This is a genomic window from Pseudochrobactrum sp. XF203 (assembly GCF_020341615.1).
GTDB classification, from domain to species: Bacteria; Pseudomonadota; Alphaproteobacteria; order Rhizobiales; family Rhizobiaceae; genus Pseudochrobactrum; species Pseudochrobactrum saccharolyticum.
Window position 1 is genome coordinate 3,145,001 of sequence record NZ_CP084392.1, and the last position, 22,276, is coordinate 3,167,276.

At 50.6% G+C, this 22,276-nt stretch carries 22 protein-coding genes (1 of these 22 only partly in view); 10 read left to right on the forward strand and 12 right to left on the reverse strand.

What is annotated here, in order from left to right; translation table 11 throughout:
• Window positions 1-198 carry the start of a 3-isopropylmalate dehydratase small subunit gene (gene leuD / locus LDL70_RS14350; RefSeq protein ID WP_225685351.1) on the reverse strand. It extends 408 nt beyond the left edge of the window, so only the first 198 of its 606 coding nucleotides appear in the window; the start codon lies at window positions 196-198; its stop codon lies beyond the left edge, outside the window.
• 243 nt (window positions 199-441) lie between these two features.
• Between leuD and LDL70_RS14355 the strand changes: the two genes are divergently transcribed.
• Together LDL70_RS14355 and LDL70_RS14360 are read left to right on the forward strand one after the other, a co-directional pair.
• Window positions 442-1,311, forward strand: coding sequence for a CoA ester lyase (locus LDL70_RS14355; protein WP_225685352.1), 870 nt, complete (start codon window positions 442-444; stop codon window positions 1,309-1,311).
• A gap of 31 nt (window positions 1,312-1,342) precedes the next feature.
• A complete protein-coding gene (locus LDL70_RS14360; protein ID WP_022709608.1) occupies window positions 1,343-1,549 on the forward strand; it encodes a DUF1737 domain-containing protein in 207 nt (68 codons plus the stop codon).
• A 45-nt stretch (window positions 1,550-1,594) separates the two neighbouring features.
• Here the strand turns inward: LDL70_RS14360 and LDL70_RS14365 are convergent, their stop codons facing one another.
• Window positions 1,595-3,631: a M3 family metallopeptidase gene (locus LDL70_RS14365; protein ID WP_225688582.1), complete on the reverse strand. Its 2,037-nt coding sequence runs from the start codon at window positions 3,629-3,631 to the stop codon at window positions 1,595-1,597.
• A 155-nt stretch (window positions 3,632-3,786) separates the two neighbouring features.
• On the opposite strand from LDL70_RS14365, the gene LDL70_RS14370 reads away from it, so the two are divergent.
• From LDL70_RS14370 to typA, 4 genes are all read left to right on the forward strand, one after another.
• Complete coding sequence (locus LDL70_RS14370) at window positions 3,787-4,254, forward strand: MarR family winged helix-turn-helix transcriptional regulator (RefSeq protein ID WP_225685353.1); 468 nt, start codon at window positions 3,787-3,789, stop codon at window positions 4,252-4,254.
• 44 nt (window positions 4,255-4,298) lie between these two features.
• Window positions 4,299-5,567, forward strand: coding sequence for a multidrug effflux MFS transporter (locus LDL70_RS14375; RefSeq protein WP_225685354.1), 1,269 nt, complete (start codon window positions 4,299-4,301; stop codon window positions 5,565-5,567).
• Window positions 5,568-5,799: 232 nt separating this feature from the next.
• Window positions 5,800-7,188 (forward strand): magnesium transporter, encoded by a 1,389-nt coding sequence (gene mgtE / locus LDL70_RS14380; protein WP_225685355.1) that lies wholly within the window; start codon window positions 5,800-5,802, stop codon window positions 7,186-7,188.
• 222 nt (window positions 7,189-7,410) lie between these two features.
• Complete coding sequence (typA, locus tag LDL70_RS14385) at window positions 7,411-9,228, forward strand: translational GTPase TypA (protein ID WP_022709449.1); 1,818 nt, start codon at window positions 7,411-7,413, stop codon at window positions 9,226-9,228.
• 66 nt (window positions 9,229-9,294) lie between these two features.
• On the opposite strand, the gene LDL70_RS14390 is transcribed toward typA, so the two are convergent.
• Window positions 9,295-9,744 carry a universal stress protein gene (locus tag LDL70_RS14390; protein ID WP_022709763.1) on the reverse strand — a complete coding sequence of 150 codons (450 nt, stop codon included), beginning with the start codon at window positions 9,742-9,744 and terminating at the stop codon, window positions 9,295-9,297.
• A gap of 393 nt (window positions 9,745-10,137) precedes the next feature.
• Between LDL70_RS14390 and cysK the strand changes: the two genes are divergently transcribed.
• Window positions 10,138-11,106, forward strand: coding sequence for a cysteine synthase A (cysK, locus tag LDL70_RS14395; RefSeq protein WP_022709764.1), 969 nt, complete (start codon window positions 10,138-10,140; stop codon window positions 11,104-11,106).
• 348 nt (window positions 11,107-11,454) lie between these two features.
• Entirely contained in the window at window positions 11,455-11,898 is a 444-nt protein-coding gene (locus LDL70_RS14400) for a DoxX family protein (RefSeq protein WP_225685356.1), read from the forward strand.
• A 118-nt stretch (window positions 11,899-12,016) separates the two neighbouring features.
• Here LDL70_RS14400 and LDL70_RS18020 read toward each other — a convergent pair whose 3' ends face one another.
• From LDL70_RS18020 to LDL70_RS14430, 7 genes are all read right to left on the reverse strand, one after another.
• The gene (locus tag LDL70_RS18020; RefSeq protein ID WP_255618275.1) at window positions 12,017-12,145 is read right to left on the reverse strand and encodes a hypothetical protein; all 129 of its coding nucleotides are present in this window, start codon (window positions 12,143-12,145) and stop codon (window positions 12,017-12,019) included.
• A gap of 216 nt (window positions 12,146-12,361) precedes the next feature.
• Window positions 12,362-13,243 (reverse strand): 3-hydroxybutyryl-CoA dehydrogenase, encoded by an 882-nt coding sequence (locus LDL70_RS14405; protein ID WP_022709364.1) that lies wholly within the window; start codon window positions 13,241-13,243, stop codon window positions 12,362-12,364.
• Between the two features lie 179 nt (window positions 13,244-13,422).
• On the reverse strand, window positions 13,423-14,352 hold the full coding sequence (locus LDL70_RS14410) for an electron transfer flavoprotein subunit alpha/FixB family protein (protein WP_213599440.1): 930 nt from the start codon (window positions 14,350-14,352) through the stop codon (window positions 13,423-13,425).
• A 23-nt stretch (window positions 14,353-14,375) separates the two neighbouring features.
• Complete coding sequence (locus LDL70_RS14415; protein ID WP_022709362.1) at window positions 14,376-15,125, reverse strand: electron transfer flavoprotein subunit beta/FixA family protein; 750 nt, start codon at window positions 15,123-15,125, stop codon at window positions 14,376-14,378.
• A 518-nt stretch (window positions 15,126-15,643) separates the two neighbouring features.
• Window positions 15,644-16,249 (reverse strand): cob(I)yrinic acid a,c-diamide adenosyltransferase, encoded by a 606-nt coding sequence (locus tag LDL70_RS14420; RefSeq protein WP_075653800.1) that lies wholly within the window; start codon window positions 16,247-16,249, stop codon window positions 15,644-15,646.
• A 35-nt stretch (window positions 16,250-16,284) separates the two neighbouring features.
• A complete protein-coding gene (locus tag LDL70_RS14425) occupies window positions 16,285-16,476 on the reverse strand; it encodes a twin transmembrane helix small protein (RefSeq protein ID WP_022709359.1) in 192 nt (63 codons plus the stop codon).
• A 318-nt stretch (window positions 16,477-16,794) separates the two neighbouring features.
• A complete protein-coding gene (locus LDL70_RS14430) occupies window positions 16,795-17,652 on the reverse strand; it encodes an SDR family oxidoreductase (RefSeq protein ID WP_370637842.1) in 858 nt (285 codons plus the stop codon).
• A gap of 169 nt (window positions 17,653-17,821) precedes the next feature.
• Here LDL70_RS14430 and LDL70_RS14435 point away from each other — a divergent pair, with 169 nt between their 5' ends.
• Window positions 17,822-18,667 carry a YihY/virulence factor BrkB family protein gene (locus tag LDL70_RS14435; RefSeq protein WP_022709357.1) on the forward strand — a complete coding sequence of 282 codons (846 nt, stop codon included), beginning with the start codon at window positions 17,822-17,824 and terminating at the stop codon, window positions 18,665-18,667.
• 54 nt (window positions 18,668-18,721) lie between these two features.
• Here the strand turns inward: LDL70_RS14435 and LDL70_RS14440 are convergent, their stop codons facing one another.
• Together LDL70_RS14440 and LDL70_RS14445 are read right to left on the reverse strand one after the other, a co-directional pair.
• Window positions 18,722-19,753 (reverse strand): aspartate-semialdehyde dehydrogenase, encoded by a 1,032-nt coding sequence (locus LDL70_RS14440; protein ID WP_022709801.1) that lies wholly within the window; start codon window positions 19,751-19,753, stop codon window positions 18,722-18,724.
• Between the two features lie 104 nt (window positions 19,754-19,857).
• On the reverse strand, window positions 19,858-20,016 hold the full coding sequence (locus tag LDL70_RS14445; RefSeq protein ID WP_210215493.1) for a hypothetical protein: 159 nt from the start codon (window positions 20,014-20,016) through the stop codon (window positions 19,858-19,860).
• Window positions 20,017-20,376: 360 nt separating this feature from the next.
• Between LDL70_RS14445 and LDL70_RS14450 the strand changes: the two genes are divergently transcribed.
• Window positions 20,377-22,254, forward strand: coding sequence for an MFS transporter (locus LDL70_RS14450; protein WP_225685357.1), 1,878 nt, complete (start codon window positions 20,377-20,379; stop codon window positions 22,252-22,254).
• The last annotated feature ends 22 nt before the right edge of the window (window positions 22,255-22,276 follow it).

Sequence of the window (22,276 nt, forward strand, 5' to 3'; positions counted from 1 at the left end):
GCGGTAAGCAGGTTTGTTCAGAACGAAATCCGGATTTTCGGAACCATCTTCATTAAAGCGCATTTCCGCGAATAGACCTTTACCAAGACCTGTACGCTTGATTGTCTTCAGATAATCCTTAGGGATAATCATATCCGTATCGATATTGATGATCGGCAACGGAGCGGCAACGCCGGTAAGCTTGGTAAATTTTTCCATCGGTCTCGTAACCTGTAAGTCAAAATGCTTTTCTCATTGTGCTTTACACCAGCTTTTTGCAGAGTCAAAGGCCTGAAATCCAAGCGAAGTGCCGCACCATGATAATAATGCGCCCCTCAACCCCAAAGGCAACTACCTTTTCATTGATTGCCTATGATATTCAATTCAAACAATATCCTGTCATTTTTGACTGGTTATCAGATCAAAAATAACACGAACATCTTTGCCAGGGAGAAATTCTGAGTGACACTTTATCAGCCGCGCCGTGCCGTGCTTTATGTTCCGGCCAGCCATCAGAAAGCCCTCGCCAAAAGCACACAACTACAGCCCGATGCCATTATATATGACCTTGAAGACTCTGTTGCCGAGCAAATGAAACATGAAGCGCGTGATAATCTGCGCGCACATTTTCAGGAGCAGCACCAAACAGAACGAAGCCCGCTAAAAGCTATCCGTATCAACAGTCTTGCCACGCAATGGGGTGAGGATGATCTGAAACTGGCAGCAGAACTCAAAACTGAGGCTATTGTTCTGCCGAAAACAGAAACGCCGCAACAGGTGATCGATGCTGCCCGCAAGCTTGATGATTATGATACACCGGAGACCCTCGGTATCTGGGCGATGATTGAAACACCGCGCGGTATTCTCAATGCGGATGAAATTGCACGACTGGCGCAGAAATCCGCTGCACGCCTCAAATGTTTCATCGTCGGCACCAATGATATTGCTCTGAGCACTGGCGTTAAAACCGTCAACCAACGCAGCGCATTACTGCCATGGATGATGCAGATTATTCTCGCAGCTCGTGCGGGTGGTATTGATGTATTGGACGGTGTTTATAATAATTTTCAGGATCAGGAAGGCTTCAAAGCCGAGTGCGAACAAGGAGCAATGCTTGGTTTCGACGGCAAAACACTGATCCATCCTTCCCAGATTGAAACCGCTTTGAACAGCTATTCCTCAACTGCCGAAGAAGCCGCATGGGCAAATCAGGTAATTGCTGCTTTTAATCTGCCGGAAAATGCTGCCAAAGGTGCCATCTCTCTGAATGGCTCTATGGTCGAGCAATTACATATTCGTCAGGCAGAACGCGTCCTTGCGCGTGCGCGCTGATTCTTCTTTCTGCAAACTACAGGAGTTTCCTATGCAGCTTTATCGTTTCCTCACCGGCCCGGATGATTCTTCCTTTTGTCATCGCGTTACTGAAGCCCTGAACAAAGGCTGGATGCTCTATGGCTCACCAAGCCACAGCTATAATGCCGAAGAAAAGAAAATGTATTGCGGTCAGGCTGTAACCAAGACCGTTGAAGGTCATGAATATTCGCCGGATATCAAACTCGGCAGCTTCTAAAAATGAAAGCCCCTGCATATCTTGCAGGGGCTTTATTTGCACGTATTAAAGACCGCGTTTTTCGATCATCGCCTGCGGGCTAGGCATCCGACCACGGAATGTTTTGTACAATTCCTCCGGATCTTTGGAACCACCCGCCGCATAAATATGGGTCTTCAGCTTTTCTGCCAGATCGGCATTGAAGACATCGCCGCTTTCTTCAAAAGCCGCAAAAGCATCAGCGTCCAGAACTTCCGACCACATATAAGAATAGTAACCGGCTGAATATCCGTCACCGCTGAACACATGCAGGAAGTGCGGGGTACGATGGCGCATGATAATCGCTTCCGGCATATCCAGTTTTTTCAGAACTTCCGCTTCAAAAACCAGCGGGTCAGTCACAGGCTTGTCACTGGTATGGAAAGCCATATCCACCAGCGCCGATGAGGTGAACTCCACAGTGTTGAAACCGGCATTGAAAGTCGCGGCTTTCAATACCTTATCAATAAGATCCTGCGGGATTGTCTCACCGGTTTTATAATGAGTAGCGAACTTCTCCAGCACCGGACGTTCGGTCAACCAATGTTCATAGAGCTGGGATGGCAGTTCTACAAAATCACGCGAGACTGCGGTGCCGGAAATTGCAGGCCATGTCACATCGCTCAGCAGTCCATGCAGGGCATGGCCGAATTCGTGGAACAGTGTATGTGCATCATCGAGCGACAACAGAGCCACCTCGCCTTTCGGCGGCTTGGCGAAATTCATCACATTATAAATGATCGGTGGCTGACCACCATCCAGACGATGAGACGACTGCAAAGCACTCATCCATGCACCGGAGCGTTTGCTTTGACGGGCAAAATAGTCACCCAAGAACAGGCCGCGTCGTGAACCATCTGCATTGAACACTTCCCACACACGCACATCCGGATGCCATATCTGAATACCCTGATGTTCTTTGAATGTCAGACCGAACAGACGCGTTGCAACATCAAAAGCTGCTTCAATAATTTTATTGAGCTGCAGATACGGCTTGAGATCACCTTCATCAAAAGCGAAGCGCTCGGCACGCAGTTTTTCTGCATAATAACGCCAGTCCCAACCGGCTACCGGATGATTAAGCCCCTCACCGGTAATCAGCTTTTCCAGATCAGCCTGCTCTTCCGATGCGCGTTGTTTGGCTTTATCCCAAACCGGCATCAGCAAATCCATCACCGCATCCGGCGTTTTGGCCATTGTGTCATCAAGCTTGAACGCAGCGAAATTTGCATAACCCAGCAGCTTTGCCTTTTCATCACGTAAGGCAACAATCTCTGTCACCAATGTGCGATTGTCAGTCACACCGCCATTTTCACCGCGCTTTGCCCATGCTTCATAGGCTTTTTCACGCAAATGACGAACAGAGGAGAAGGTCAGAAACGGCTCAACAATCGCGCGGGAAAGCGTAACTGCCCATGCATCTTCACGACCACGCTCTTCAGCTGCCGCTTTCATCGCAGCCCGCAACTGCTCCGGCAAACCGGCAAGCTCTGCCTCATCAGTAATAAACAAAGCCCATGATGCTTCGTCTTTCAGCACGTTCTGGCCGAAACCGGCACCGAGACCGGCAAGCTTTTCATTAATATCAGCCAGTCGTGCTTTGTCCTGTGCATTCAATTTAGCGCCGTTACGCACAAAGCCTTTCCAGCTCTTTTCCAGTACACGCAGCGTTTCTGTATCCAGCCCGAGATTGATACGGCTCTGATAAAGCGCATCAAGGCGGGCAAACAGCGCTTCATTCATCATGATGCGCGAATGGTGACGGGACATTTTCGGCGCAACTTCACGCTCCAGCGCCTGAATATCCTCATTGGTATGGGCACCGGCGCGCATCCAGAAAATCGCGGCAATATGGGAAAGATCACGGCCGGAAAGCTGCAAAGCTTTCAGCGTATTCTCAATTGTCGGCGCATCAGGGTTCTGCAGAACGGCTTCCACATCCGTCCAGTCTTTTTCCAAAGCGATATCAAAAGCCGCTTTGAAATCCGCATCACTGAATTTACTGAAATCCGGCAGACCAAGCGGGCCGCTCCACTGGCTGAGTGCTGAATAGGCGGGCGTCATCTGATTGTCCTGCGGCATAACTCACGGTCTCCGGTTTGCAGAATTGCATTTCAAACATTTAAGCAGCCCGCTTATCCGCCACAAGTGATTTATACGGATAATTGACCGGCTTGAAAATAAATAGTAAGGAAACCTTATTATAAGGATGCCTTACAATGTTTGCAGGAAAATCCTACGATCCCGATAGTTTCGGCTTCGTTGTCTATGATATCAGCCGGCTTTTCAGCCTTGAGCGGGAGCGTAAGATCGTTGCCGCAGGTCTTGAACTCACGGCTTTCGAGTCACGGACACTGGTTCATGTTGCGCGTTATCAGCCAGCCCGCCAGTCTGTCCTCGCCGAGAGTATGAATATCGAAGCGATGACCCTGTCCGGCTATCTCGACAGGCTGGAAAATCGTGGCTTGCTGCGCCGCGAGGCCGATCCTGATGACCGTCGTGCCAAACTGATTTTTCTCAATGATACAGCCGTGCCGGTTCTGGATGAGCTGAAACGTATTGCGAAAGAAACCATCGCCGATGCTTCACAGGCGCTGCCGCCGGAAGAGTGGCAGAGATTTTTGAATAATCTTCTGACCGTCCGCGCACATTTAAGACAACTCAATCAGGAAAACCGGAAAAGCTGATCCGGTTATCCGCAATTTAGCTCCCAACCATAAAGCATGCCGCTATGCCCGATTCATCCCCCCGCGAAAAAACATCCCCGCTTGTCATTATGTCCGAGCGCCGCGTTGGCATTATCGGCGGCTTTCTTGCCGCCATCGGCCCGCTGGCAATGTCACTTTATACACCGGCGATGCCGGAAATTGTCTCGGATTTCGGCACCACTGAGGCTGCAGTTAAACTGACCCTGACCGCCTATTTCGGCGGCTTTTGTTTTGCCCAGCTGATCTGCGGCCCCTTATCAGACGGCTATGGCCGCAAACCGATCACTATTCTTTTCATGTCTGTCTATCTGGCAGCCAGTGTGCTGGCATTGTTTGCTCCGACGATTGAGATCATGGTGCTGGCACGCCTGTTACAGGGAGTGGGTGCAGCGGTCGGCGTTACCATGTCCCGCGCGATTGTCCGCGATCTGTTTACCAGCGACCGCTCAGCGCGGGTGATGAACCTGATCGGCATCGTGCTGTCCGTCGGCCCTGCCATCGGCCCGACACTTGGCGGACTGACACTGGAATTTCTCGGCTGGCATGCGATCTTTCTGGTGATGATCCTGCAAGGGGCAGCCGTCATTCTCATGATGCTGCTTTTTGTGCAGGAAACCGGCAAGCCCGATCCGTCCCGTGTCCGGCCACGGGCACTTGCGCAATCTTATTTCAGCCTGCTGAAAACCCCGCATTTCCTGTTTGCCAGTCTGGTGCTTACCGGCGCTACCGGTGCACTTTATACATCAGCGACCATCATGCCCTTCATTCTTATGACGCGTGTGGGACTGTCACCCAGCACATTCGGCATGGGCATGCTGTTGCAAACTGCTTTCTATATTTCAGGCGGCATTATTTACCGCATCCTGATGCAGCGCGTGACCGTTTTCCAGATGTCTTGCATCGGGCTGCTCTGCACCGGCTCCGCCAGTATCCTGCTCGCTGTGTTGCTGCGCATTTATGAACCGGGCTATCTGCTGGTAATGCTGCCGATGGGGCTTTACGTGATGGGCATTGCCTTTCTCACGCCGCAGATGACAACAGCAGCCATGGCACCTTTTCCGAAAATTGCCGGTTCGGCTTCCGCATTGATGGGCTTCTTCCAGATGGGCGGTGGTCTGGTCGGCGGCATCATTTCAGCCTCTATGGGCGATCCGGTTATCGCCATGGCAACATTATTGCCGCTGATGGGATTACTGTCATTAATCAGCTATATAATGTGGAACAGGTTCAAACTGCCTCTGGCCCCTACTTTGGAGCATCCGATTACCCCTGAAAAATCTGCAGACCGGTAAAGTCAGACTCTCATAGAATTGTCAGGCAAAAACAGCAGGGTTGACAAGCGCGGCCCGAGAGCACAAAACACGCCCAGACCATCAGGTCTGATTTTAACCGGAGTTTTACTCTTATGCCCAGCGACAGTCACAGTCGATTGTTTATGCCGTCAATGGCAGATCTGACCTGATCGCAGGAGCGATTGGTTTGTCACGATCTGCCATGACGGCGGATCGACAGAGAGGCAAACCAATGAACAACAATAACAGCACCTTCCGTGCTGCTCTCGATACAACGAATCTTGCAATCTCCGCGCTGCTTGAACAGATCGGCCAATTGCGTACAGGTGATGCTGTTGAACTGATTAACGAGCTTGATCTCGACGATCAGGTCACTTTATTCCGCAGCATTTCAACTGAACAGGCTGTTCTTTTTCTGGATCAGCCGGAACTGCATTATGCAGACCAAATCATTGACAGTCTGGATAACGGACGCGCTGCAGAGATCCTGAACGGCATGTCTGCAGACCGTGCAACAGACATTTTCCATGATCTGGACTGGCCGTCCCGCAACCGTCTGTTTTCAGTTCTTTCACCGGAAACCAAAACCGCACTGAAAAAACTGATGGGCTATCCGGCCGATACCGCCGGTGGTCTGATGACAACGGAATTTATCGCTGTGCCATCCACATGGACAGTCGAACAGACTTTAGCTCATATCCGGCAGGTCGAGCGCTCCCGTGAAACGGTCTATGCCATCTATGTTGAAAATCCGGAAACCCGCATTTTACAGCATGTGGTATCACTGCGCCGTCTCATCACTGCCAATCCTCAAGCCGGTATTGCAGAAGTCGGCCGTGATCAGGAACCGCTGACAATTCCGCCAATGATGGATCAGGAAGAAGTCGCACGTCTGTTCCGCAAGCACGATCTTCTGGCAATTCCTGTTGTGGACGAACAGCACCACCTGATCGGCATTGTTACCGTGGACGATGTGCTGGATGCCATGACCGAAGAAACTTCGGAAGATGCCTATAAATTTGGTGGTATGGAGGCTTTCACCAAGCCTTATATGCAGATCAGCTTCTTCGAAATGCTGCGTAAACGCGGCGGCTGGCTTTGCATTCTGTTCTTAAGTGAAATGCTGACGGCCAGTGCCATGCAGCATTTTGAAGTGGAACTGGAAAAAGCCATCGTTCTGGCACTGTTCATTCCGCTGATCATGAGCTCGGGTGGTAATTCCGGCTCGCAGGCCACATCCCTGCTGATCCGTGCCTTAGCATTGCAGGATCTCAAACTCGGTGACTGGTGGCGTGTGGCACTGCGCGAAATACCAACCGGTCTGGCGCTGGGTTCCATGCTGGGCGTGATCGGCTTTGTCCGTATTGCAATCTGGCAGAAAACCGGCCTCTATGATTACGGTGAGCATTGGGTGCTGATCGGTATCACAATTGCCGTGGCACTGATCGGTATTGTGCTGTTCGGCTCTCTCTCCGGCTCCATGCTGCCGTTTGTTCTGCAGCGTCTCGGTCTTGATCCGGCCAGTGCCTCTGCACCTTTTGTGGCCACACTTGTCGATGTGATGGGCTTGGTCATCTATTTCAGTGTTGCGGTTATTTTCCTCACCGGAACACTGCTTTAACCTCGGAACAGGCCGGAATTTTCCGGCCTTTTTCTTATGCTAAAAATGTCCGTCAGGCTTTTTATGCAGTCAGTGCACAGCAGCAATGAGATATGCAATATGCTAAAATCAGCCCGCCCCCTTTTAAAATTGGCGAAAAACCTGTAAGAGCGCCCCATTATCTGCGGCGTTCACGAGGGATATCCTTAAGCGTCCCAACCCCCTATTCAGAGTGATAACTCAATGCAATTGCGCAACATCGCGATCATCGCACACGTTGACCACGGCAAAACGACCCTGGTTGACGAACTTCTGAAACAGTCCGGTGTATTCCGCGACAATCAACGCGTTACCGAACGCATGATGGACTCCGGCGATATCGAGCGCGAGCGCGGCATCACCATTCTTGCCAAGGCAACTTCCGCTGTCTGGAAAGATACACGCATCAATATCGTTGATACTCCGGGCCACGCCGACTTCGGCGGTGAGGTTGAGCGTATCCTTTCGATGGTTGACGGTGTTGTTGTTCTCGTTGACTCCGCTGAAGGCCCGATGCCACAGACCAAATTCGTGGTCGGTAAAGCCCTCAAGCTCGGCCTGCGTCCTATCGTTGCGATCAACAAGATCGACCGTCCGGATGGCCGTCATGAAGAAGTCATCAACGAAGTTTTCGACATGTTCGCAGCGCTCGATGCGACTGACGAACAGCTCGACTTCCCGATCCTTTACGGTTCAGGCCGTAACGGCTGGATGGCAGAAAATCCGGAAGGTCCGAGCGATCAGGGTCTGGCACCGCTTTACGATCTGATCGTCAAGCACGTTCCGGCACCTAAGGTTGCTGAAGGCCCGTTCTCGATGATCGGTACCATTCTGGAATCTGATCCGTTCCTCGGCCGCATCATTACCGGTCGTATCCATTCCGGTACTTTGAAGCCGAACCAGTCGGTTAAAGTTCTCGGTCAGGATGGTAAGCTGCTGGAAAACGGTCGTATTTCCAAGATCCTCGCTTTCCGTGGTCTGGAACGTACTGCCATTGAAGAAGGTGTGGCAGGCGATATCGTTGCTATTGCCGGTCTTTCCAAAGGCACCGTGGCAGACACATTCTGCGATCCTTCAATCAACGAAGCCATGAAGGCTCAGCCGATTGATCCGCCGACCGTTACCATGTCCTTCATCGTGAACGACAGCCCGCTGGCCGGCACCGAAGGTGACAAAGTTACCAGCCGTGTTATCCGCGACCGTCTGCTGAAAGAAGCTGAAGGTTCGGTTGCTCTGCGCATTGAAGAATCCGAAGACAAAGATTCGTTCTATGTTTCCGGCCGCGGCGAATTGCAGCTTGCTGTTCTCATCGAAAACATGCGTCGTGAAGGCTTCGAGCTGAGCATTTCCCGTCCGCGCGTTGTGATGCACAAAGACGAAGACGGCAATCTGCTGGAACCGGTAGAAGAAGTCGTTATCGACGTTGACGAAGAATATTCCGGTACTGTTGTTCAGAAAATGTCTGAACGCAAAGCGGAAATGGTTGAGCTGCGTCCATCCGGCGGTAACCGCGTTCGTCTGGTATTCTTTGCACCGACCCGCGGTCTGATCGGTTACCAGTCTGAACTGATGACTGACACACGCGGTACAGCGATCATGAACCGTCTGTTCCACGAATATCAGCAGCACAAAGGCGAAATCGGCGGACGTAACAACGGCGTGCTGATCTCCAATGATCAGGGCGAATCGGTTGCCTATGCAATGTTCAACCTTGAAGACCGCGGCCCGATGATTATCGATGCCGGTACCAAAGTTTATCAGGGCATGATCGTTGGTATTCATACCCGCGACAACGATCTGGAAGTTAACGTGCTGAAAGGCAAGAAGCTGACCAACATGCGTGCATCCGGTAAGGATGAAGCTGTTAAGCTGACCCCGCCGATCCGCATGACTCTGGAACGCGCTCTGTCCTGGATTCAGGATGATGAACTGATGGAAGTAACACCAAAATCTATTCGTCTGCGTAAGCTTTATCTGGACCCGAATGAACGCAAGCGTTTCTCGAAGTCCAAAGGCATGTAATCTTGCTTAAAAAGAAAACGGCGCTTTAAGCGCCGTTTTTTTATTCCCTGAAGAACTCAAAGCCGGTTATTTAACAACCAGAACCGGTATTTTGCTCAGCGACAGAACTTCTGCTGCCTGACTACCCAGCAAAAGCTTGTTCATGCCACGGCGGCCATGCGATGCAACCACAATCAGTTCGGCCTGATGGGTCTCGGCAGCTTCAACAATACCCACAGCCGGTGACTGATTTTCAATATGCAGACCTTCAACAGTCACACCGGCATCGCGCGCTTTGGCGATCGCCTGTTGCACAATGGCTTTGGCCTGCTCTGCCATAGAGGTGCGGTATTCTTCAAAAATTTCAGGTGAAGTGCTTAAGCCCGGCGCTACAACAATGCCGTAGCTCGGAAACAGATCCGTTACAGTCAGCACTGTAATTTTAGCGGAAAGTTCTTTGGCCAGACCAATTGCCTGTTCCAGCCCTTTATTGGCAAGCTCCGAACCATCAGTCGCCACTAAAATATGTTTATACATGTTCTCGTCTTTCCCTTTTACAGCATCCGCCGGAATGCACCCTGTCTATTATATGTGTGTTTCTGTTCCGGTTTTTCAATCGGCATTGCCACAAACACGCAATATTCAGAATAGACTCCTGTGAGACACATCATAATATAAATCTAGGAATGAACAGGCCAAATTACATTGATCAGGATCAAAATGATTGTGATTTCCCGCATCGGAAAAAGCCTGAAAACTATATGGAATTTGCTGAACTGCGGCTCCCGCCCCGCCCTCATGCTATAAAATAATTCTAATATTTCACATTGATAGAATAATATTCTAAGTTACCCCTGCATTCTGGAAGCCTGCTTCTATAATCCTGAACGGTCAGGCTCTATGCTTTGCGAAAAGATCAGGAGATTTGGTATGAGCGATTCTAACAAACCAGGCCGCGGCCGTATTTATTCTTCTATTATTGATACAATCGGCAACACACCGCTTGTCCGTGCGGATAAATTTGCCCGCGAAAACGGCGTGGTCGCCAATCTTCTCGTTAAACTCGAATTCTTTAACCCGCTGGCCAGTGTCAAAGACCGTATTGGTCTGGCTATGATTGAAAGCCTTGAAGCCGAAGGCAAAGCTGTTCCGGGTAAAACCGTATTTATCGAGCCGACATCCGGTAATACCGGTATCGCACTGGCTTTTGCCGCCGCCGCTAAAGGCTACAGCCTGATTCTCACCATGCCTGAAACCATGTCGATTGAGCGCCGTAAATTGCTCAAATTGCTGGGTGCGGAACTGGTGCTGACCGAAGGCGCAAAAGGCATGAAAGGTGCGATTGCCAAAGCGGAAGAACTGGCAGCAGGCAATCCGAACGCAATTATTCCGCAGCAGTTTGAAAATGCCGCGAATCCGGAAATTCATCGCAAAACAACAGCGGAAGAAATCTGGAATGACACCAATGGTGAAGCGGATATTCTGGTTTCCGGCATCGGTACCGGCGGCACGATCACCGGTGTTGGGCAGGTGCTGAAAGCCCGCAAACCGTCATTCAAGGTCGTCGCGGTTGAACCAAAGGATTCGCCGGTGCTTTCCGGCGGCAATCCGGGGCCTCATAAAATTCAGGGCATCGGCGCAGGCTTCGCGCCAAAAACATTGGATACCGGTGTTTATGATGAGATCATTCAGGTCGCCAATGAAGATGCATTCGCTTTTGCACGCCAGATCGCCAAAGTTGAAGGTATTCCGGTCGGTATCTCTTCCGGTGCGGCGCTGAAAGCTGCTGTGGAAGTCGGCAAACGTCCGGAAAATAAAGGCAAAAACATTGTCGTTATTATTCCGTCCTTTGCCGAGCGCTATCTCTCAACCGCTCTGTTCGACGGGCTTGATGCCTGATCTGCCTGCTTAACACCATCAGCTATAAAACCGGCGCAATCGTGCCGGTTTTTTTATGTCGCTCTTTGGGTTCCGGTTCAAAAGCGTTCCGGTAAATATAAAACCACAACAAACGAATGCTTTGTCACCCATGCCCGATACAGCACATCAGGCACTGGTCTCTCAGGTACAGACTCTTTCGTCACGCAAAATTCATATCAGAAAAATATCCGGTTCTGTTAAATGGAGACAAGAATCGAACCGTACGGTTTAATACACTTAACCTATGTTTCAGTTCGTCTATCTCATGAAAATACAAAAAAGATTTCACGTGAAACGCAAACTATCCAAGCGCAGAGCAACTAATCTATGACAGACAAACTTTCTGAACCATCTTTAATGCTGCCATTTCTGGCGCCTGTTTATATCCGTTTTCATGATATTGCCTATGCAGTGATGCGTGCGGCGAGCGGTGGTATCATGGCTTTCTTCGGCTGGGAGAAGCTGTTCAACGGCGACATGCCACGCGATATCGAATTGTTCCGGCAACTGGGGCTGGAACCGGCAATCCCTTTGGCCTATTTCACCAGTATTCTGGAATTTATAGGGGGCATAGCCATAGCGATCGGCCTGTGCACCCGCCCCCTCGCCTTTATGCTCTTCATTCAGATGATTGTTATTCTGGTGATGGTGATGATCCCGCGCGGCAGCGGTTTCCAGCTTTCAACCGTCTGGTTCGGTGTCTTCATGTATCTGAGCGTAGCCGGCAGCGGACGCCTGTCGCTGGATCGCCTGATCGGCAAACAGTTCTGAAATACAAAAGCCGGCTCATGAGCCGGCTTTATTCATTTTCAGTTGACCGGATCTGGGAGCTATCCGGAAAACAGTAAAGTCAATGCGCTATGCACCCAGCGGGCGCACAGAGATCGCTTTAGTGCGAATGACGGGCAGCACAGGCCGGACCCGGGCCACGCATATAATGGCGTTCCGGACGATAGCTTGGTGCCAGAAACTCGCGAATAATTTTAAAAACTTGACGAAACTGAACGATCAGACCCATCACACTACACCCTGATTAATTTAACATTATTATTTTTGCTGAAGCACAAATCACAACAGTGAATTTAAGGTAAATATTAGCGAAGAAAGGTGAACACGAAGTGAATTCACATACTTAATGAGCGATTAAAAATAACCTTTTATTTATTAACTCGACAAAAAACCCTGCATTTCTTGATCAAATGCAGGGTTTTCAGCAATTTATGCACTCAAAATATTAACGGGTCGGTACCGGTTCGTCACCGCGATAGTCATAGAAACCGCGACCGGTTTTACGTCCGAGCCAACCGGCTTCAACATATTTCACCAGCAGCGGGCATGGGCGATATTTTGAATCCGACAGTCCTTCATAAAGTACCTGCATAATCGACAGACAAGTATCCAGTCCGATGAAATCAGCCAGCTGCAACGGCCCCATCGGATGATTGGCACCAAGCTTCATGGCTGTATCAATGGCATCCACAGTGCCAACGCCTTCATAAAGCGTATAAATCGCTTCATTAATCATCGGCAGCAAAATACGATTGACGATAAAAGCAGGGAAGTCAGCAGAAACCGTGATGGTCTTGCCCAGCTTCTGCACGAAATCCTGTGCAACGGCAAAAGTCGGTTCTTCTGTGGCGATACCGCGGATCAGTTCAACCAGTTTCATCACCGGCACCGGATTCATAAAATGAATACCGATAAAACGCTCCGGACGATCAGTGGTAGCAGCCAGACGGGTAATTGAAATCGAAGATGTGTTGGTTGCCAGAATAGCATTGCTGTGCAGATGCGGGCAGACCTGCGCAAAAATCTGCTTCTTAATGGCTTCATTTTCCGTTGCAGCTTCGATCACCAGATCGCAAGGTGCCAGATCAGCCATGGTTTTGGCCGGCTTAATCAACGCAAGACTGGCAATGCGCGCTTCCTCAGCCAGTTTGCCCGAAGCAACCTGACGCGCCATGTTACCGCTGATAGTGGCAATACCGTTTTCCAGTCGCTCAAGCGAAGCATCATGCAGGAGCACATCGTAACCTGCCAGCGCGCAAACATGAGCAATACCATTGCCCATCTGCCCTGCACCGATGATACCCACTGTTTTGATTGTAAAACTCATGATCCGCTCCGATCCCTTCGTATCAATAAATTTACAGCAATAACGCCAATTTTTCTCCGCCTACATGAGCAGTCTCATGCAGATAAGTCTATCCCTGATTAAAGCAAAACGCGCCCGGATTAAATATCCGGACGCGTTATAATATCAGAGACAATCATGCCTGATTGTCATGATCCTGATTAAAGTGCTTTTTCAAGCTCCGGCAAAATAGTGAACAAGTCACCAACCAGACCATAATCCGCGACCTGGAAAATCGGTGCTTCTTCATCCTTGTTGATCGCAACGATCACTTTGGAATCTTTCATACCGGCCAGATGCTGGATCGCACCGGAAATACCGCAAGCGATATACAATTGAGGCGCAACCACTTTACCGGTCTGACCAACCTGCCAGTCATTCGGTGCATAACCCGCATCAACAGCCGCACGGCTCGCGCCGATAGCAGCACCGAGCTTGTCTGCAACCGGTGTGATCACTTCATTGAATTTCTCAGCAGAACCAAGTGCACGGCCACCGGAGATGATGATTTTCGCTGAAGTCAGCTCAGGGCGGTCACCGCCGGAGATTTTTGCCTCAACAAATTTCGACACAGCCGGATCATTGCCTGCATCCACGCTCTCAACCGTAGCAGAACCGCCTTCACCGGCTGCCGCAAAAGAAGCGGTACGCACAGTGATAACCTTCTTGGCATCTGTGGTTTCAACAGTCTGAATCGCATTACCCGCATAAATCGGGCGTTTGAAGACTGTCGGAGACACAACTTCGGTAATTTCCGAAACCTGCGCCACATCGAGAAGTGCTGCAACGCGTGGCAGCACGTTTTTACCCGAAGTGGTCGCCGGAGCAATTACAGTGTCATAGGAACCGGCAAGAGCAACCAGCAATGCTGCGGTTGGTTCTGCCAGACGGTTTTCCAGTGCATCGCTTTCAGCGAGCAGGACTTTGCGCACGCCTTTCAGCTTGGCCGCAGCATCAGCAGCAGCTTTAGCGCCTTTACCCGCAACCAGAACATCCACATCACCGCCGATAGCGAGCGCAGCAGTCAGAGCCTTTGCAGTCTGGTCAGAGAGGCTTGCATTATCGTGTTCTGCAAAAAGAAGAATAGCCATAATCGTTTTCCTGTCCTGACCGCTTACAATACGCCTGCTTCGTTTTTGAGCTTGTCAACAAGCTCAGCAACGGAAGCCACTTTCACACCGGCTTTACGGCCGGAAGGCTCTTCGGTTTTAAGGATTTTCAGACGCGGCGCAGTATCAACACCGTAATCAGCCGGCGCCTTCTCATCCAGCGGCTTCTTCTTCGCCTTCATAATATTCGGCAGAGAAGCATAGCGCGGCTGGTTCAGACGCAGGTCGGTCGTGACAATCGCAGGCAGTTTCACTTCAATCGTCTGCAAACCACCGTCAACTTCGCGGGTCACATTGGCAGAAGCGTCTGAGAGCTGGACTTCCGAAGCAAAAGTTGCCTGTGCCCAGCCAAGCAATGCAGAAAGCATCTGACCGGTCTGGTTCGCATCATCATCAATCGCCTGTTTGCCGAGAATAACCAGCTTCGGCTCTTCTGCGGCAACAACGCCTTTCAGAATCTTTGCAACGGCAAGCGGCTCGACAGCATCATCGGTTTTCACGAGGATAGCGCGGTCTGCGCCCATCGCCAGAGCGGTACGCAAGGTTTCCTGCGCCTGTGCAGGTCCGATAGACACAACCACAACTTCAGAAACTTTACCGGCTTCTTTAAGTTTCAGCGCTTCTTCAACCGCGATTTCATCAAACGGGTTCATCGACATTTTGACATTGGTCAGCTCAACGCCTGAACCGTCACTTTTCACCCGGATTTTGACGTTGTAATCAACAACCCGCTTAACTGCGACCAGAACTTTCATTCGGTTAAGATCCTCTCCACTTGAGCAGCATTTGCTGCTCTCTTCGACCGGACATAAGCCCTTTTCTTGCCTGTGTCCGCCTGCCTCTCAGTCAGATACAGTTTTAAAGCATGGCCTCATAAACAACTTGCCTGAAGCCGACATACCAAAACTCTATCGCAAACACGCCTGATGCACCGTCAATTTTTGACGGAGATTTCAGAAATTTCATAAGACCGTAATTCTGAACCATAGAGAGGTCAATCATAACCGGCAGAAGGGCTATGAAATATCATCATAACTATCTTCGAAACATGACGGATGATGTCGCAAATATACAAAGATTAACGCGCATTTTGATCTGATCGTAGCGGGATAAGAGATCAGTTCGGTGGACTGATTTCCCCGCGAAGGCGCATACACTTTCCAGAATGCGCTCTTAGAGCATGTCGCATTTAATTCCCCCCACTGCGCTCGCTCTATCCTTTGTTTTTACGCATGTCGCGGAAAACCGGTGCCCACTTTTTCGCGACATGCTCTTAGCGTGTCAGCGCCGGTATCCATAAAATATCATCCCGCCCCTGATTATTCGCAATACGGGCAGCTACAAAAAGCAGATCAGACAAACGATTGATATAACGCAGGGCAGCGCCTGAAACCTGCTCATCAGTCTGCGCCGCCAGTGCTACCATGGCACGCTCTGCACGTCGTGCAATCGTTCTGGCCATGTGCAGATGCGCGGCGGCCGGTGAGCCGCCGGGCAAAATAAAGGAGCGGAGCGGTTCCAGCTGTGCATTCAGCACATCAATTTCCTGTTCCAGCCGGTCAACCTGCTTGTCCACAATCCTCAAAGGCTCATAGCCGAGATCTGCAGCAGTGCCGGAGGCAGGATCTGAAACAGCAGCGGGGGTGGCAATGTCAGCACCGAGGTCAAAAAGGTCATTTTGCGCCCTTGTCAGCATAGCATCAACATCCGGCAGGATCAGCGCGGTATAAAGCCGTGCCATACCGATCGATGCATTCAGCTCATCAATATCACCACAGGTCACGATGCGCAGATCATCTTTTCTGCGTCTCGGGCCGCAGGCCAGACCTGTTGTACCGTCATCGCCGGTACGCGTGTAAATTTTATTCAGCTTAACCAAAAATGCCTCACCGGTTACTGCTCATACAAGTGCAATTAGCGGCGGGCAAAATATAATGCACCAACCATCAGCACCACGGCAATGAACTGAAACATAATACGCAGACGCATCAGCTTGTTGGATGTATTGCCATCGCCGTTGCGCATCATATTGCGCAAACCCAGCAACAGAACAATCGCCACGGCAATCATGGCAATGATCGCTGCAAATTTAAAACCGCTGTCCATTCTTTCCTCCCGATTGCTTTTCAGCAATCCTCCGTCTTTCCCGCTCAATGTGTAACAGAAGCTTTTTGCGGCAGATAGAGCATTTCCCGCAAAAGTGTGTAGCGGTTTTGCGTTAGGATAATGCGACTAAACAAACCAGCATTTCCCGCAAAAGTGCGCAGCGGTTTTGCGTAAGGACAATGCGGCTAAACAAACCAGCATTTCCCGCAAAAGTGTGCAGCGGTTTTGCGTAAGGATAATGCGACTAAACAAACCAGCATTTCCCGCAAAAGTGCGAAGCGGTTTTGCATAAGGATAATGCAGTGTACTTGCGTTCTTTTACGACTGATCGGCCAGCATTTTATAAAGCCAGCGTGCAGGCAGCAGACGTTTGGCAAGTACGCCGAGCTTTGCCGGACGGGTAACCGGATAATGCGGGCGCGGACGATCACTTTCCAGCGCATGCAAAAGAACCTCATAAACAGCATCCGGCCCCAGTTTCACCGAGGATTTCGTACCGCCGCTTTGTAACTTGGCGAATTGCCGCCGGTAATCTTCTGCATGAACGGAGTTGTCCATGTCGATATATCTTTGCGCATAGGCCGCGGCATTGGCTGCAAATTTACTGGTAATCGGCCCCGGCTCGATCATGGAAACAGAGATGCCTGAACCTTCGAGTTCCATACGCTGCACCAGCATCAGCCCTTCCAATGCAAATTTGGAGGAGACATAAGCTCCGCGCCATTTCATCGGCACCAGACCGAGAATAGACGAACAATGTACCAGACGCCCCTGTTTACGCACCCGCATTGCAGGGATCAGCCGCTGTGTCAGATCCTGCCAGCCGAAGAAATTGGCCTCGAACTGCAAACGCAGTGCCTCCATCGGTAAGTCTTCCACCGCACCTGGTTGTGCATAGGCGCCATTGTTAAACAGCGCATCGAGCTGATGATTGCACAGATTCAGCACGCTCTCTGCTACTGCCGCAATCGACTCCGGCTCGCAATAATCCAGATAATAAGCTTCAAAACCCTGTTCCCGCAAATAGGCCAGATCCTGGTCTTTACGGGCAGTGGCAAAAACCCGCCAGCCGCGCTCTTTGAGAGCCTGCGCACAATAGGCACCAATACCGCTGGAGCAACCGGTGATTAAAATGGTTCTTTGCTGCGCAGATGGAATTTGCACATTTTTGGCCATATGCTGATCTTTATCCGTTGGTTTGCGGGCTGATATCATTGCAATTCCTGTCCGCAGAGTTTTTATACACGTTGAATTTTTGACTTGTGGTCGGTTATACCACACAAACTTGTAATCAGCTCTGCCACAGACGAAAACGAATGAGCCGAAATAAAGGAATTTTCTGTCTATGCGAAAAATAATCCGTTTCCTCAGACAGACCCTTACCGATGCAATCGGCCATTTTATATCCGATGATGGCTGGGCATTTGCATCCCATATCGCTCTCTCCGGCCTGATGGCGCTGTTTCCGTTTTTGATTTTTGCAACAGCGCTTGCCAGTTTTCTTGGCGCGGATGCTTTTGCCGAGACAGCGGTGCATGTGATTTTTGATACCTGGCCCCCTGCTATTGCCGCCCCGATTGCCCGTGAAGTGCAAAATGTTCTGACGATTCCGCGCGGTGATCTCCTGACCCTCAGTGTGATTGCCGCTGCCTATTTTGCCTCCAACGGTGTGGAAGCTTTGCGCGTGGCGCTCAACCGCGCCTATCGCGTCACCGATACCCGCTCTATTCTGTTTTGCCGTGCGCAAAGCCTTGGCTTTGTGATTATCGCCACACTCAGCATCATGGCCATCAGCTTCCTGCTGGTGCTTGCGCCGCTGGCCATCCGTCTTGCAGAACAATGGGTTCCCGCACTGGAAACCATGTCGATTTCATTCGGTTTCTGGCGCTATGCAATTGCGCTTTCAGTGTTGGTTTTCGGATTATTTGTCGTGCATATCTGGCTGCCGGCCGGACAAAGGTCTCTGCTGGATATTCTGCCCGGTATTGCGCTAACACTGATTGCATGGCTGGCCGGAGCAACCGCTTTTGCCCGTTATCTTGAAAGCTTTGCCAGCTATGTCACCACCTATGCCGGTCTGGCATCGATCATGGTGGCGATCGTGTTTCTCTATATTATTGCCGCGATTTTCATCATTGGCGCGGAAATCAATGCCGCTATCATGCAGTACCGCAATCGCGAACAGCAATAAGGATACAAAAAAGGCGCGGAAACCGCGCCTTTTTCTTTATTATTTTCTCAAAAATCAGGCAGCTGATTTCGGCTTGATCAGATTACGCTCCAGCAACAATTCAGCGATCTGGATCGTGTTCAGTGCTGCACCTTTGCGCAGATTATCCGCCACAATCCACATGGAAAGACCGTTTTCCAGTGTGATGTCTTCACGGATGCGCGAAATGAATGTTGCGTCTTCGCCGGCGCTTTCATAAGGGGTGATGTAACCACCGTCTTCATGCTTATCAACGACCTGACAACCCGGTGCATCGCGCAGGATATCACGGGCTTCATCAGCGCTGATCGGCTTGTCGAATTCAATATTCACAGCTTCAGAGTGACCGATAAAGACCGGTACACGCACGGCAGTGCAGGAAACTTTGATCTTCGGATCCAGCATTTTCTTGGTTTCCGCCATGACTTTCCACTCTTCTTTGGTGGAGCCGTCTTCCATGAAGGAATCAATATGCGGAATGACGTTGAAAGCAATACGCTTGGTGAATTTCTGTGCTGTGACAGGATCAGCAACAAAAACCGCGCGGGACTGCTGGAACAGCTCGTCCATACCTTCTTTACCGGCACCGGAAACCGACTGATAGGTTGCAACAACAATACGCTTGATGGTGGCCGCATCATGCAAAGGCTTGAGTGCAACAACGAGCTGGGCAGTCGAGCAATTCGGATTGGCAATGATATTGCGCTTGCGGAAACCGTCAATCGCATCCGGATTGACTTCCGGCACGATCAGCGGCACATCGGCATCATAGCGCCATGCGGAAGAATTATCGATAACCACGCAACCCTGTGCGCCGATTTTTGGTGACCATTCCTTGGAAATATTACCACCGGCCGACATCAGACAAATGTCAGTATCGGAAAAATCATAGGTGTCGAGCGCTTTAACTTTCAGTGTCTTATCGCCGTAAGACACTTCCGAACCCTGACTGCGGCGGGAAGCAAGTGCCACCACCTCAGAAGCCGGAAAACCACGCTCTTCGAGAATATTGAGCATTTCGCGACCCACATTACCTGTGGCGCCGACAACAGCAACTTTGAAACCCATGTGAAAAATCTCCTGTCCCTCTCCGCTTTCACACCAGAAAACCCGTGGCCACGCAGGTTCTCCGCCCCGGGCCTAACCCGGGAGAGGGTGAGCAGGCCAAGGGATCAGACCGTTTTGGTGGTCGTTTTCGAGGTGATTGTCTTCAGGGCAATCATGGCCGTTTTGGTAATACCGAATGCAGGAGAAGCTACACCCATAGCTCCGCCGCCGGAGAAATCTCCGGAAAATGCTGGCAAAACTGATGGCAAAGCGAGGGATTCCACGCGGTGTCTCCTAATTCACTGCTGCTTTTAACGCGATTTTGCCAAGAGTCAATTGCCGTTTATGTCGTCAAAGCCGCCAAATGTTTAAGAAAATACCAAATTTCCAATAAGCTGCGTTTGCATCCGCGCCGTAAAGAAAAATATTTCACCATTATTATACTAAAGAATACTGACGCAAATCCCGTTTTCAGTTCATTCTGTCTGCGACTGCTTTGCCAGGCGGCAATAGAAACCGCGCGACTGCAGGCACCTCCGGCCACACCGGCTACGAGACGAATTCCGCATATTGAAAGGCTGAGAATAATCAACACCCGGTGGCAATAAGGGAACTGCCGCAGGGTTTATCCGGGAGGACAAATTATGGCAGCAATTGATGGTGCGCGTGAACGCGCCCCTAAAATGACCAAGGAGGAGCGCAAAGTTATTTTTGCCTCATCGCTTGGTACAGTATTTGAATGGTATGATTTCTATCTCTACGGCTCACTGGCAATTTATATCGGTGCTGCCTTCTTCAGTGAATATCCTGAAACAACCCGTAATATTTTCGCGCTGCTGGCTTTTGCGGCGGGCTTTCTTGTACGCCCGTTCGGCGCGTTGTTCTTTGGCCGTATCGGCGATCTGGTAGGCCGTAAATATACGTTCCTTGTCACCATTGTGGTGATGGGACTTTCCACCTTCCTCGTCGGTCTGTTGCCGGGCTCGGCATCTATCGGCATTATCGCACCGATCATTCTGATTGGTCTGCGTATGCTGCAGGGTCTCGCACTTGGCGGTGAATATGGCGGTGCGGCCACTTACGTGGCTGAACATGCACCAAACGGACGCCGTGGTTTCTATACTTCATGGATTCAAACTACCGCGACTTTCGGTCTCTTCCTGTCTCTGGTGGTCATTCTGCTGATCCAGAACTCCATGACAGCTGAAGAATTTGCAGCATGGGGCTGGCGTATTCCGTTCCTGATTTCCGTCGTTCTGCTCGGTATTTCCGTCTGGATCCGTATGCAGATGAGTGAATCCCCTGCTTTCAAGAAAATGAAAGAAGAAGGCAAACAGTCCAAGGCTCCGCTGAAAGAAGCTTTTGGTCACTGGAAAAACGCCAAGATTGCTCTGATTGCCCTGTTCGGCCTCACTGCCGGTCAGGCTGTGGTCTGGTATTCCGGTCAGTTCTATACGCTGTTCTTCCTGCAAAACGTGCTGAAGGTTGAAAGCATTTCGGCCAATATCATGATTGCTATTGCCCTTCTGATCGCAACCCCGTTCTTCCTGTTCTGGGGCTGGCTGTCGGATAAAGTCGGCCGTAAGCCGATCATCATGGCAGGTCTGGCACTGGCAATCTTCACCTATTTCCCGCTGTTTAAAGCTCTCACAGCAGCCGCCAATCCGGCGCTTGCCCGTGCAGAAGCAACCATCAGCGCAACCATCACCGCAGCACCAGGCGATTGTACTTTCCAGTTCAATCCGGTCGGTACAGCCAAATTCACCACATCCTGTGACGTGGCAACCGCCTTCCTGTCCCGCTCTTCTGTTCCTTATACGGTTGAAACCGGCGCAGCAGGCACACCAGCAAGTGTGAAAATCGGTGAAAGCACCATCACATCCTATGATGCGACCGGTGCGGATGCCGCAACACGTGCACCGGCTTTTGTGCATGATGTGAATCTGGCTCTGCAAAAAGCAGGCTTCCCTCTGGTGCGTAATGCTGCCAAAGTACCGGATACCAAGCTGGATGCATTTGTTGCCGCCAATCCGGAACTGTCACTGAACGCAGATACGATCCGCGCCGGTGAATCCGTCAGCATGACAGCCGATCAGATGGTTGCTGCCAAACTGGTTCCGGCAGCTGATGCCGCAACAATCGGCGAACAGAAAGTTTATACCATTCCTGATGCAGGCACCTTCAAAATGGTTGCCGATCCGGATGAAGTAAACTGGCCGCTGACCATTCTGATCCTCACTATTCTGGTGATCTATGTGACGATGGTTTATGGCCCGATTGCCGCTATTCTGGTTGAAATGTTCCCGACCCGCATCCGTTATACCGGTATGTCACTGCCTTACCATATTGGTAACGGCTGGTTCGGTGGTCTGCTTCCGGCAACTGTGTTTGCGATGAGCGCTGCCAAAGGTGATATTTATTATGGCCTCTGGTATCCGATCATTATCGCTCTGATGACTCTGATTATCGGTCTGATCTTTGTACGTGAAACCAAAGACCGTGACCTCAATCACGTAGAGTAAAAAGCTCTGCTGCAAAATAAAA